Annotated in this window: 10 protein-coding genes; 8 read left to right on the top strand and 2 right to left on the bottom strand. The window is 64.1% G+C overall.

Features of this window, described 5'->3' with window-relative positions; genetic code table 11:
• Positions 1-116: 116 nt before the first annotated feature.
• Entirely contained in the window at positions 117-1,490 is a 1,374-nt protein-coding gene (locus ACX80Q_RS18280; RefSeq protein ID WP_459331967.1) for a cation:dicarboxylate symporter family transporter, read from the bottom strand.
• Positions 1,491-1,620: 130 nt separating this feature from the next.
• Between ACX80Q_RS18280 and ACX80Q_RS18275 the strand changes: the two genes are divergently transcribed.
• The 3 genes from ACX80Q_RS18275 (at position 1,621) to ACX80Q_RS18265 (ending at position 5,456) form a co-directional block, all read left to right on the top strand.
• Entirely contained in the window at positions 1,621-3,282 is a 1,662-nt protein-coding gene (locus ACX80Q_RS18275) for a sensor histidine kinase (protein WP_459331966.1), read from the top strand.
• Positions 3,279-3,980, top strand: a complete 702-nt coding sequence (locus ACX80Q_RS18270) for a response regulator (protein ID WP_459331965.1) — start codon at positions 3,279-3,281, stop codon at positions 3,978-3,980. The genes ACX80Q_RS18275 and ACX80Q_RS18270 overlap by 4 nt, the downstream gene beginning before the upstream one ends.
• A gap of 192 nt (positions 3,981-4,172) precedes the next feature.
• Positions 4,173-5,456 (top strand): dicarboxylate/amino acid:cation symporter, encoded by a 1,284-nt coding sequence (locus ACX80Q_RS18265; RefSeq protein WP_459331964.1) that lies wholly within the window; start codon positions 4,173-4,175, stop codon positions 5,454-5,456.
• A gap of 91 nt (positions 5,457-5,547) precedes the next feature.
• Here the strand turns inward: ACX80Q_RS18265 and ACX80Q_RS18260 are convergent, their stop codons facing one another.
• Positions 5,548-7,461 carry an AMP-binding protein gene (locus ACX80Q_RS18260; protein ID WP_459331963.1) on the bottom strand — a complete coding sequence of 638 codons (1,914 nt, stop codon included), beginning with the start codon at positions 7,459-7,461 and terminating at the stop codon, positions 5,548-5,550.
• A gap of 199 nt (positions 7,462-7,660) precedes the next feature.
• Here ACX80Q_RS18260 and ACX80Q_RS18255 point away from each other — a divergent pair, with 199 nt between their 5' ends.
• From ACX80Q_RS18255 to ACX80Q_RS18235, 5 genes are all read left to right on the top strand, one after another.
• Positions 7,661-8,296: a GntR family transcriptional regulator gene (locus ACX80Q_RS18255; RefSeq protein WP_459331962.1), complete on the top strand. Its 636-nt coding sequence runs from the start codon at positions 7,661-7,663 to the stop codon at positions 8,294-8,296.
• 44 nt (positions 8,297-8,340) lie between these two features.
• Positions 8,341-9,861, top strand: coding sequence for an MmgE/PrpD family protein (locus ACX80Q_RS18250; RefSeq protein WP_459331961.1), 1,521 nt, complete (start codon positions 8,341-8,343; stop codon positions 9,859-9,861).
• Between the two features lies 1 nt (position 9,862).
• Entirely contained in the window at positions 9,863-10,792 is a 930-nt protein-coding gene (gene prpB / locus ACX80Q_RS18245; protein WP_459331960.1) for a methylisocitrate lyase, read from the top strand.
• A 34-nt stretch (positions 10,793-10,826) separates the two neighbouring features.
• Positions 10,827-11,963, top strand: a complete 1,137-nt coding sequence (locus ACX80Q_RS18240) for a bifunctional 2-methylcitrate synthase/citrate synthase (RefSeq protein ID WP_459331959.1) — start codon at positions 10,827-10,829, stop codon at positions 11,961-11,963.
• Between the two features lie 163 nt (positions 11,964-12,126).
• On the top strand, positions 12,127-12,456 hold the full coding sequence (locus ACX80Q_RS18235) for a cupin domain-containing protein (protein ID WP_459331958.1): 330 nt from the start codon (positions 12,127-12,129) through the stop codon (positions 12,454-12,456).
• Positions 12,457-12,575 lie beyond the last annotated feature (119 nt).

Raw genomic sequence — 12,575 nt, 5'->3', positions numbered from 1 at the left:
CCCACCCTTCCCCCTCCCCACCCGATCTTGACGAACCCCTGCCAACCCCGATGTTGACAACTTTCGTTTTCTCCGGTGTTCGGTCAGACTCGCCGAATGGGGGGGGGTCAGGGACGCTAGACCGCTGCGGGAACCCGTTCGCGCTCTGCCGGCGCGGTGCCCGCTGGGACTTCCGGCGATCCGCCGTCGTACCCGTGACCGTCTTCATCCAGGGACAGCTCGTCAAAGGGGTCCCGGCCGGCCAGCACTTCCCGGGCCTTGTCAATGTCCAGCTCACGGGTCCACTTGCCGATCAGCAAAGTGGCGACGGCGTTTCCGGTGAAGTTGGTGAGAGCGCGGGCCTCCGACATGAACTTGTCGATGCCCACAATCACGCCCATGCCGTCCAGCAGCACCGGCTTGTGGGCGGCCAGCCCGGCGGCGAGCGTGGCCAGGCCGGCCCCAGTGACACCGGCGGCACCCTTGGAGGCGACCACCATGAAGACCAGCAGCCCGATCTGCTCGCCGAGGTTCATGGGCAGGCCCATGGCGGTGGAGATGAACAGGGCGCTCATGGTCAGGTAGATGGCCGTGCCGTCAAGGTTGAACGAGTAGCCGGTGGGGACGGTGATGCCCACCACGGGCTTGGATACTCCGGCGTGCTCCATCTTGGCCATGAGGCGCGGCAGGGCAGACTCGGAGGAGGATGTGGCGAAGATCAGCAGGTATTCGCGGGCCAGGTAGCGCATCAGGGTGAAGATGTTCAGGCCGGTGACCAGGCGCAACAGGCTGCCCAGGATGATCACAATAAACAGGGCGCAGGTCAGGTAGAACGCACCCATGAGGATGGCCATGGAGCCGATCGCCGCCCAGCCGGTGGCACCCACCACGGCGGCAATGGCGCCAAAGGCACCGATCGGGGCCAGCCACATGATCATTGTCATCAGCTTGAACACCACTTTTTGGATGTGCTTGACGCCGTTCAGGACAGGTTCACCTGACTTGCCCAGGGACTGCACGGCGAACCCAACCATCAGCGCAAGCACCAGGGTGGGCAGGACGGGAATGTCGCCCGGGATCATCCCCATCAGGAACTTCACAGTGGAATTCTCCTCGGCACCGCCGGCGGCTTCGTAGGGCTGCAGCTTCAGCCCGGCGCCGGGGTGGATGATGTTGCCCACCACCAGGCCAATACCCAGGGCCACGGTGGACATGGTCATGAAGTACAGCAGCGCCAGGCCGCCCACCTTGCCCACGGTTGCGGCCTTGGCGATGGAGCCAACCCCGATCACCAGGGTGCAGAAAATGATGGGGGCAATCACCATCTTGATGAGCGAGATGAACATGGTCCCGAGCGGCTTCAGTGCCTTGCCCAGTTCGGGGGCCAGCAGGCCGATCGCCGCCCCGAACACCACAGCGGCGATGACTGCGATGTACAGCCAATGGGTTTTGTCCAGCCTGCGGCGCGCAGCCTTGGTGGCTGTGGCGGTCCCTCGTCGTTGAGAGCTCATGGTCACTCCTTGTGGTCTTCGATGACTAGCATTGGTGGGTGGGGTGTGCGATCCCTCTCACACAAGATTGCGGCCGGGAGTGACTTATCTCACGGTTGCGTTCATATTGGTCGTAGGGAGAGGGAACATCATGTTTTGGCGCAAGTGGAGCATTGCCCGGCGGTTGTTCGCCGCGAACCTCCTGTTCGTGCTGCTCCTGAGCTCAGCCTTGGCGGCTGTCATGATAGCCGACGCCGGATCCCGCACCTATGAGCAGACCCGCCAGCGCATGTTGTCCGTCGCCACCACACTGGCGGACAGCCCCGTGGTACTTGAGGCTGCTGCCACCGCCGACCCCTCGGCGGCGTTGGAGAACTATGCGCTGGCCGTCATGAGGGATGCTGACGTGGATTTTGTGACCATCATGGACCCCCACGGCATCCGCTGGACGCACCCGGACCCCGCCCAGATTGGCCGCCCCTATGTGGGATCCATCGCCGAGGCGCAGGCCGGTCACATCCACTTTGAGACCACGGCCGGAACACTGGGTCCCTCCGTGCGGGTGATTGTCCCGGTCAAGGACGCTGCCGGGACGGTCAGGGGGATGGTGGCGACCGGTATGACGGTCAGCAACGTGCAGATACTGGTCAACGCCCGACTGCCGGAGCTGTTCGGACTGTCGGCGGCCTTGCTGCTGGCGGGTTCACTGGCTGCCTGGCTGCTGGGCCGCTACCTCAACCGGGTCACGATGGGCCGGGGTCCTGAGGAACTTGCCCAACTTTTTGTCTACTACGAATCTGTGCTGCACTCGGTGCGTGAGGGCCTAGTGCTGGTGGACACCGGCGGTCACCTGGTGCTGTACAACGATCATGCGGCCCTTCTGCTGGGGTTGGCACCACCGGGCGGCACCGTGCCCGCCGCCGGTTCGGCGCCCGCCTTAGGCACCGCGCAGCCGGTGGATTCGCTGCAGCTACCCGCTTCCCTCAAGGAACTGCTGCTCAGCGGGCGCACGGCCACGGACGAGGTCCACTCCGCAGGCGAGCGGCTGCTGGTGGTCAGCCAGCGGGCGGCCCGCCTCCCGGGCGCCAACACCCCTGCCGGAACCGTGGCGACCCTGCGCGACCACACCGAACTGACCCGCCTGGCCGGCAGCCTCACGAGCACCGAGACCCTGGTGGAAGCCCTGCGCGCGCAAAACCACGAGCACGCCAACCGGCTCCACGCCATCATTTCGCTGATTGAACTGGACCGGGCCACGGAGGCACTGGACTTCGCCAACGGCGACCTGCAACAGTCCATCCGGCTGGGCGGCGCGTTTGTGGGCACCCTGGATGAACCCTTTCTTACTGCGCTGCTACTGGGCAAGGTCGCCCAGGCGCAGGAACGGGGCGTGGGCCTGGAATTGAGCGGTTCCGGCACCCTGCCGCCGGAGCTGCTGGACATGCGTGAACTGGTGACCCTGCTGGGCAATCTGGTGGACAATGCCATTGACGCCGCAGCGGCCGGCTCCCACGGTTCAGCGCCGGCAAAACCCACCGTCTGGGCGGATCTGTTGGTGGCCGACGGTCACCTCACCATCACCGTTGCGGACAACGGCCCCGGCCTGCCCACCACCAACCTGGATGACTTGGGGCGCATCGGCACCTCGGACAAGCCCTCCATCGCCCCCGGCGGTCGCGGCTATGGCATGGCCCTGATCCGCCGCGCCACGGCCGCCCTGGGTGGCAGCATCACAGCCGAGAACGACGGCGGCGCTGTCCTGTCCGTCGTCGTGCCCTTGGCACCAACAACCGAACGGACGGAAAAGCCATGACCGCGAGCACAACCATCCGGGTTCTCGTGGTGGACGATGAGCCCGTTGCCCTCCACGCCCACGCGGACTATGTGCGGCGGCTGGACGGATTTGAGGTGGCGGCCACGGCGGATGGCATGAGTGCCGCCCTCGCCGTGCTCAACGATTCTGCCACCGCACCGATTCACCTGATCCTGCTGGACATGAACCTCATGGACGGCCACGGGCTGGACCTGCTCCGGCGCATCCACGGCCTGGGACTGGTCCCGGATGTCGTGGCGATCACTGCCGTGCGGGAGAGCCAGGTGGTGCGTTCGGCGATTGCCCTGGGCATTTCGGCCTACCTGATCAAGCCCTTCACCTTTGCCGCGTTCCGGGAGAAGCTGGAAAGCTACCGGAGCTATCACGACGTGCTGGCAGGGCGAACCCTGACCAGCCAGGACGCCGTGGACCGTGCCCTGGCAACGCTGCGCCCCAGCGGCAGGTTGCAGCTCCCCAAGGGCATGCTCGTGGAAACCCTGGCGGCCGTGACCGATTGGCTGCGTGCGGCGCCGGCACCGGCCTCGGCAACTGAAGTGGCCGCGGCCTTGAGCATGTCCCGGGTCACGGCCCGCCGGTATTTGGACCACCTCACCGAGACCGGTTCCGCCACCAAGGCTCCCCGCCACGGCTCCCCCGGCCGGCCCGAGCTGGAGTACCGCTGGCACGGCCGCCGCTGAGCTTGTGGCGGCAGGCCCGCGCCCGTCCCCTCTTTTCGCGTCTGTCCGGACGGGCGCGAAAAAAGGGGACGGGCGCGGGCACCCGATTTCCAGGAATGGCCCGCACCGCCTACTATTGCTGAGGCGTGTCCTGCGCCACAATGATGTTGCGCACATCCGCGCGTTCCAAACCCTCCTACCTGAGGACCTCCCATGAAGCTGTTGAAATCAATTCCCCTACTCGGCTGGATTGTCATAGCCATCGTCCTGGGCATTCTGGCCGGCCCCGTAATGCCCGTGTGGCTCGGCGGGGTGTTCCTGACGTACAACTCGATCTTCTCGGGGTTCTTGGGCTTTGTTGTCCCGCTGATCATCCTGGGGCTTGTCATGCCCGCGATCGCCGAACTGGGCAAGGGAGCCGGCAAGTGGCTCGGGATCACGGCCGTGATCGCGTACGGCTCCACGATCCTTGCCGGCCTGCTCGCCTACTTCGTGAGCCGGGGGCTTTTCACCTCCACACTCTCCGGCGGCGGTCTGGAAGGGTTCGGCAAGGACTCCGGATCGGGATTCACCCCGTACCTCACGGTGGTGGGTAGCCCCGGCGGCTCGGCCACCGAGATCGTCCTTCCGCCAGTAATCGATGTCATGAGCGCGCTGGTGCTCGCGTTCATCCTTGGTATTGGCTTGACGGCGTTCCACAGCAAGGTGCTCTTTCGCGGAGCCGTCGAGTTCCGTACCATCATCGAGTCCGTGATTCGGCGCATCATCGTGCCCGCATTGCCGCTGTTCATTTTCGGCATCTTCCTGGATCTTTCGGCGAGCGGCTCCGCCGTCACGGTCGTCACGAAGTTCCTGCTGGTGGCCGTGGTCTCCTTCGGGTTGACCCTCGTTGTCCTGCTGGCCCAGTACTCAATTGCTGGCGCCATGTCGGGGACGAACCCGCTGAAGGCACTGTGGAATATGCGCGATGCGTACTTCACGGCCCTTGGCACCTCATCGTCAGCGGCAACCATCCCCGTAACGCTCGCCTCAACAAAGAAGAATGGCGTCTCCGACTCGGTTGCCGGCTTCGTGGTGCCGCTGTGTGCCACGATCCACTTGTCTGGGTCCATGGTGAAGATCACCTGCTTCTCGATCGCCGTACTCTTGCTCACCGGCGGTGACGTCTCCTTCGGCTCCTACCTGCCGTTCATCCTGATGCTGGGTGTCATGATGATCGCCGCCCCCGGCGTCCCCGGTGGCGCGATCGCTGCAGCGGCGGGCCTGCTGGCGCAGATGCTCGGCTTCGGCGAGGTCGAGGTGGGACTCATGTTTGCGGCCTACATTGCCCTGGATAGCTTCGGCACGGCCACGAACGTGACCGGCGATGGTGCCATTGCCATGATCATCAACAAGCTCACACGCGGTCACCTCGGCGCCCAGGCGCAGGATCCGTCGGACGAGACAGTGGAGACCGCGGAGGGCAGCACAGCAACCCCGCACACCTTGGCCAAGTAGCGTCTCTTCCCCGCCTCGCGAACGTACAGTTGATGCCGATGTTCCACTGGAACATCGGCATCAACTGTACGTTCGCGAGGCGGTTTTTTGGCTAGCTGCGAGCTGTCAGTATGGGGCGCAGGGCGTCGATGACCGTGCCGTCCTCGATGGTGGACGGCACGGTATAGTCCTCGCCGTCGGCAATCTGGCGCATGGTCTTGCGCAGGATCTTCCCCGAACGGGTCTTGGGCAGGGCATCAACCACCACGGCATGCTTGAAGTCGGCCACTGGCCCAATTTCGCGCCGTACCAGTGCCACCAATTCACGCTCCAGAACATCGGCAGCAATGCTGGCACCGGCCTTGAGCACCACGAAACCCATGGCTTTTTGACCCTTCAAATCATCGGCCACACCTATCACGGCGCATTCGGCAACAGCCGGGTGGGTGCCCACCACCTGCTCCATGGCACCGGTGGAGAGCCGGTGCCCGGCCACGTTGATGATGTCGTCGGTGCGGCCCATAACAAAAACGTAGCCGTCCGCATCCCGGTAGCCGGAATCGCCCGTGGAGTAGAAACCGGGAAAGGCGCCCAAATATGAATCAACGTAGCGCTGATCGTTGCCCCACAGCGTGGTGAGCGTGCCAGGCGGCAGGGGCAGGGCGAGCACAATATTGCCCTCCTCCCCAGCAGCCACCTCCTCGCCAAGACCGTCCACAATGCGAAGATCGAAGCCGGGCATGGGCACCGAGGGCGAACCGGCCTTGATGGGCAGCGGGCCCATCCCCTGCGGGTTGCCCACAATGGCCCACCCAGTTTCCGTCTGCCACCAGTGATCCACCACAGGAACACCGAGCACTTTCGACGCCCAATGGTATGTGTCGGTGTCCAGCCGCTCACCGGCGGTGAACAGCGTTTGCAGCCCCCCGACGTCGTACGTACCCAGCAGCACCGCCTCCGGGTCCATCTTCCGGATGGCGCGCAGGGCCGTGGGCGCGGTGAAGAGCGCCTTCACGCCGTGTTGGGCAATGACTCGCCAAAACGCGCCAGCATCCGGGGTGCCCACGGGCTTGCCCTCATACATGAGCGTGGTGGCGCCAGCCAGCAGCGGCCCGTAAACAATATAGGAATGCCCCACCACCCAGCCCACGTCAGAGGCGGTCCACCAGACGTCGCCGGCGTGGATGTTGTACAGCTTATCCATGGTCCACAGGAGGGCGACGGCGTGTCCCCCGTTGTCGCGGACAACCCCCTTGGGCGCGCCTGTGGTGCCGGAGGTGTAGAGCACGTACAGGGGGTCCGTTGACTTGACGCTGACGGGTGCGGCCGGCTGCGCCGCGCCCATGGCGGCATCCCAATCTACGGCGTTGAGCCCCAGCTCCGCCGGGTCCGCAACAAAGCCCTCGCGGCGCTTGACCACCACCGGCACGGTGGGCATGTCAGCCTTGGCGAGGGCCTGATGAATCGTGGGCAGGTACTCAATTTTTTTGCCTCGCTCCAGGCCCCCGGATGCTGTGACAACCACCTTAGGTGCCGCATCGCGCAGGCGTACGGCCAATTCGCTGGCGGCAAACCCACCAAACACCACCGAATGAACAGCGCCCAGACGCGCCGTGGCCAGCATGGCAATGGCAGCCTCGGGAATCATGGGCAGGTAGATGACCACCCTGTCCCCCTTGCCCACGCCGTTGGCGCGCAGGACTCCCGCAAAACGGGCCACCTCCTCCGTCAGCTCGGCGTACGTGTAGCGGGCAATGTGCCCCGTCATGGCCGAATCATGGATCAACGCCACACGCTCTCCACGGCCAGCGGCAACGTGCCTGTCCAACGCGTTGTAGCAGGTGTTCATCTCCCCGTCTGGAAACCAGCGGCTCATGGGGGCTTCGGCATCACTGTGCGCCAGAGTCGGAACCGTGTCCCAGTCCACGGCCGTGGCCGCTTCCAACCAGAAACCTTCAGGATCGCCGATGCTGCGCCGGTATTCCGCGCTGTAGTCCGTACTGTGATCCGTGCTGTGCAATGACATGCGGGTGCTCCATCCACGTTGATGTGATGAGTGCCATACTAGTGCGGACATTTGAACAAAAACAACCCTCCCTGTATACATTTGGCTCGGAAACTTCGAATATTCCGGGAAATGCTGCCTTTTCACTCTTTCCTTGTATACACTGAAGTGGTTGAGAGAATGATTCACCTGCCCCAACCACCGATCCTCAGGGAGTCCCATGAGAGCCAGCGAGATGGCATATGCCAGTTTGCGTAGCGACATCATCCACTGGCGCCTCACCCCCGGCACGGTGTTGGCGGAAGTGGAACTTTCGGAACGCCTGGGCGTCTCACGCACCCCCATTCGCGAAGCGCTGGCCAAGCTCAGCGCCGAAGGCCTCGCCGAACCGCAAAGCGGGCGCGGTGTGGTGGTCAGTGAAATTTCCTTGGACCACTTGGATGAGCTTTTTGAACTCCGCTCCGCCTTGGAATGCCGGGCCGCGGAACTGGCAGCCCAGCGCTGCGATCCAGCCATCTTTCACTCCCTGCACCAGCAGCTGCTCAACGCCGGGGAACTCATCACCTCCGATGACCCCAGCCGGCAGGACTATTACCAGCTGGCGGGCGCGTTGGACGCGGCTGTGGAGGCCGCCGTCGGCAATCACTACCTCAACCAGGCCCTGAAAAACTTACGCGTTCACCTGGTCCGGGTCCGCCGCCTGGGCAAGGACAATCCTGCCCGGCTCCGCGACGCCGCCCGGGAGCACGCAGCCATTGCCCTGGCCATCGCCAGCGGCAATGTGGCCGTTGCCAGCGCCGCCACCACCGTTCACCTGGACAACAGCCTGCGCCATCTTCTCAGCACGGCCGTCTAACAATTTTTTTGACTAGTATTTTTCGCCCCTGTGAAAGGAACATCATGGTTATTGAGCATAAAGTCCGCGTTTATAAGAGTGAAGAGAACCTGCCCCGGCAGGAGCAGTTGGCGTTTAAGATTGCCAAGGTTGCCGCGGACCCCGTGGCGGTCACGCCCGAGGTTTCCGAGATGATCATCAACCGGGTCATTGACAATGCCTCCGTGGCCATCGCGTCCCTGAACCGCGGCCCCATTGTTGCTGCCCGCGCCCAGGCCCTGAGCCATGCACCGTCCACGGGCGGTGTGGGAGCCTCAGTGTTCGGTATCACCGAGAAGGTTTCCCCCGAGTGGGCGGCCTGGGCTAACGGTGTTGCCGTGCGTGAACTGGACTACCATGACACGTTCTTGGCGGCCGAGTATTCCCACCCGGGTGACAACATTCCCCCGATCCTGGCCGTGGCCCAGCACACCGGCGCCTCCGGGGCGCAACTGTTGCGCGGCCTGGCCACCGGTTATGAGATCCAGGTCGACTTGGTGAAGGCGATCTGCTTGCACAAGCACAAGATCGACCATGTGGCCCATCTGGGCCCGTCAGCCGCAGCCGGTATTGGCACACTGCTGAACCTTGAGGTGGAAACCATTTTCCAGGCTGTGGGTCAGGGCCTGCACACCACCACGGCCACCCGCCAGTCCCGCAAGGGCGAGATCTCCACGTGGAAGGCCCACGCCCCGGCGTTTGCCGGCAAGATGGCTGTTGAGGCCGCCGACCGTGCCATGCGCGGCCAAACCTCGCCCGTGCCGATCTACGAGGGCGAAGACGGTGTCATCGCCTGGATGCTGGATGGCCCCGACGCCGCCTACACCGTGCCCCTGCCTGCTCCGGGCGAGGCCAAGCGCGCCATCTTGGACACCTACACCAAGGAACACTCCGCCGAGTACCAGGCCCAGGCGTGGATTGACCTGGCCCGCAAGCTCCATGGCGAGCACCCCGAGGCCACCGACCCGGCCAACGTGGCCAGCGTGCTGATTCAGACCAGCCACCACACCCACTTTGTGATTGGTTCCGGGGCCAACGATCCCCAGAAGTACGATCCCACCGCCTCACGGGAAACCCTTGACCACTCCATCCCATACATTTTCACGGTGGCCCTGCAGGACGGTGCCTGGCACCACGTGGATTCCTACTCCCCCGAGCGTGCCGGGCGCCCCGACACCGTGGAACTGTGGCACAAGGTCACCACGGAAGAGGACGCCGAGTGGACGCGCCGCTACCACTCCCTAGACATTGCCGAAAAAGCCTTCGGCGGCACCGTGGTCATCACCCTCACCGACGGCACGCTCATCACCGAGTCCATCGCGGTGGCCGATGCCCACCCGCTCGGTGCGCGGCCCTTTACCCGCGCCCAGTACATCAACAAGTTCCGCACCCTGGCCGCCGGCCTGGTGGAAGAGGCAGAGATCAACCGCTTCATCGCGGCAGCGCAGAATCTGCCCCACCTTGCCGCCGGGGAACTGGGCCAGCTGAACATCACCGCAGCACCCGGCGTCGTGGACCTGGACAACGCACCCAAGGGCCTGTTCTAACATGCTGTACGCGAAGAAGACTCCCGAGCAAAAGCGCCGGGACCTGCGCGCCATGCTGGTCCCAGGCGCGGCCGTGCAGTTCCCGGGCGCCTTCAACCCGCTCTCGGCCCGCCTCATTGAGGAAAAGAAGTTCGACGGCGTATACATCTCCGGCGCCGTGCTCGCCAACGATCTGGGCTTCCCGGACATCGGCATGACCACCCTGACCGAGGTGGCCGCCCGCGGCGGGCAGATTGCCCGCATGACAGACCTGCCCTGCCTGATCGACGCGGACACCGGATTCGGCGAACCCATGAACGTGGCCCGCACCATCCAGGAGCTGGAGAACGCGGGGCTGGCTGGTTGCCACATCGAGGACCAGTTCAACCCCAAACGCTGCGGCCACCTCGACGGCAAAAACATGGTCGACCTAGACACAGCCATCAAGCGCATTGCCGCCGCCGCCGACGCCCGCCGCGATAAAAACTTCCTCATCATGGCCCGCACCGACATCCGCGCCGTGGAAGGCCTGGACGCCGCCATCGACCGGGCCAAGGCCCTCGTTGACGCCGGAGCTGACGCCATCTTCCCCGAAGCCATGAAAAGCGTTGCCGAATTCGAGGCCGTGTGCAAGGCCGTGAACGTACCCGTGCTGGCCAACATGACCGAATTTGGCAAAAGCGAGTTATTCACCCGTGACGCACTAGCCCAGGCCGGGGTCGCCATGATCATCTACCCAGTCACCCTGCTGCGCAGCGCCATGGGGGCAGCCGAACGAGTTCTAGACGCCATTTCAACGCACGGCACCCAAGAAGCCGCAGTACCGGACATGCTGACCCGGGCCAGGCTCTACGAATTAGTTGACTATGAGGCCTACAACCGGTTTGATACTTCCATCTTCAACTTCTCCGTGCCTGGCCTGGACATCACCAGCAACAATGTGAATTTGTAGGGACTCGTTCCTTTTATGCAAGGGAGTATCAACTGTGAGTGAAGAAGTGCGCAAGGGCCTGGCCGGCGTGGTTGCCGACTACACCGCCGTCTCGAAGGTCAATCCTGACTCGAATTCGTTGCTGTACCGCGGCTACCCCGTTCAAGAATTGGCGGCCAACGCCTCGTTCGAGGAGGTGGCCCTGCTGCTGTGGACCTCTGAGCTGCCCTCGGCTGCTGAGCTGAGCAGCTTTGAGGCTTTTGAGCGGGCTAACCGGTCTCTGGATGCCAACGTCAGGGCAGCGATTGACCTGCTGCCCCTGGGGTGTCACCCGATGGATGTGGGCCGCACAGCCGTCTCCGTCATGGGCGCCAACCATGCCCTGGCCCACGACTCCTCGCCGGAGGCGGAACTGGACAAGGCCAAGTCCCTGTTTGCCCAGTTCCCCGCCGTGGTCGCCTACGACCAGCGCCGCCGTCGAGGTTTGGACGTGGTGGAACCCCGGGCGGACCTGAACTATTCGGAGAACTTCCTGTGGATGACCTTTGGCGAGGAAGCGGCGCCGGAGGTGGTGGACGCTTTTCGGGTTTCCATGGTGCTGTACGCCGAGCACTCCTTCAACGCCTCAACCTTCACGGCTCGGGTCATCACCTCCACGCTCTCCGATCTGCACTCGGCTGTGACGGGAGCCATCGGCGCCTTGAAGGGACCGTTGCATGGCGGCGCCAACGAGGCTGTCATGCATACCTTTGACGAGATCGGCATCCGCGCCGACGAGCCGCGGGAGGACGCCGCGGCACGAGCCAAGGCGTGGATGGAGGATGCCCTGGCTCAGAAGAAGAAGGTCATGGGCTTCGGGCACCGGGTCTATAAGCACGGCGATTCCCGGGTCCCCACCATGAAGGCCGCGCTGGAGCGGATGATCGCCCACTACGACCGGCCGGAAATGATGGGGCTCTACGACGGGCTGGAGCAGGCCATGGATGAGGCCAAGGCTATCAAGCCGAACCTCGACTACCCGGCCGGGCCCACGTACCACCTGATGGGTTTTGACACCGACATGTTTACACCTATTTTCATCGCCTCGCGCATCACCGGCTGGACCGCACACATCATGGAACAACGGGCCAGCAACGCACTGATCCGCCCGCTGAGCGCTTACAACGGCGTGCCGGAGCGCCACCTGTCCTAGTTCCGCCCGAACAGCCGCCCGCTCCCGCTTCGGGGCCGGGCGGCTGTTGTGTTCTGGCCACAACCGCTGATATTTCACTGGCATCTTTTGTGTCGCCACCCACCCCTTTGCAGGTACTGTGAAGAAAACGCATGGCACACCGTGGCAGTTCGTGAGGAGCATCGTGGAAAAATCATCGCTGACGGCACTGGCCCGGGAACTTTTGGGTGCTGCCAAAACAAAGAACAGTGGCCGCAGTTCGCGAACCGTCTTCGGCGGCCACGAGCGTGTTCTGCGCCAAACAGTCATTGCCCTCACCGCCGGATCCGCGTTGGACGAACACGACAATCCCGGCGAAGCCACGGTTCAGGTGTTGAGCGGCCGCATAGCCCTGGTCTCCGGCGGTGTCACCTGGGAAGGCTCGCCGGGCGACCACCTGGTGGTGCCCATGGCCCGCCACAGCGTTGATGCCCTCGAGGACTCAACGTTCCTGCTGACAGTGGCCAAGCCCTAACCCGGAGCGGTGGCGCACGTCTGCGCCTGCCGGGCTCATCTGCGCCTTGGGGGGGGGGGGGGGGGGGGGGGGGGGGGGAGGAGAAGAGAAAAGGAAAACAAAGGGGAGCACAAAAGACA

It is taken from the genome of Arthrobacter sp. HLT1-20 (genome assembly GCF_054510895.1).
The sequence above is the reverse complement of the archived record's forward strand: the minus strand, read 5'-3'. Positions and strand labels throughout refer to the sequence as shown.

Excerpts from the sequence above, each read along its gene's own strand:
- ACX80Q_RS18280 (WP_459331967.1), bottom strand. The coding sequence starts at position 1,490 with ATGAGCTCTCAACGACGAGGGACCGCCACAGCCACCAAGGCTGCGCGC.
- ACX80Q_RS18275 (WP_459331966.1), top strand. The coding sequence starts at position 1,621 with ATGTTTTGGCGCAAGTGGAGCATTGCCCGGCGGTTGTTCGCCGCGAAC.
- ACX80Q_RS18270 (WP_459331965.1), top strand. The coding sequence starts at position 3,279 with ATGACCGCGAGCACAACCATCCGGGTTCTCGTGGTGGACGATGAGCCC.
- ACX80Q_RS18265 (WP_459331964.1), top strand. The coding sequence starts at position 4,173 with ATGAAGCTGTTGAAATCAATTCCCCTACTCGGCTGGATTGTCATAGCC.
- ACX80Q_RS18260 (WP_459331963.1), bottom strand. The coding sequence starts at position 7,461 with ATGTCATTGCACAGCACGGATCACAGTACGGACTACAGCGCGGAATAC.
- ACX80Q_RS18255 (WP_459331962.1), top strand. The coding sequence starts at position 7,661 with ATGAGAGCCAGCGAGATGGCATATGCCAGTTTGCGTAGCGACATCATC.
- ACX80Q_RS18250 (WP_459331961.1), top strand. The coding sequence starts at position 8,341 with ATGGTTATTGAGCATAAAGTCCGCGTTTATAAGAGTGAAGAGAACCTG.
- prpB (WP_459331960.1), top strand. The coding sequence starts at position 9,863 with ATGCTGTACGCGAAGAAGACTCCCGAGCAAAAGCGCCGGGACCTGCGC.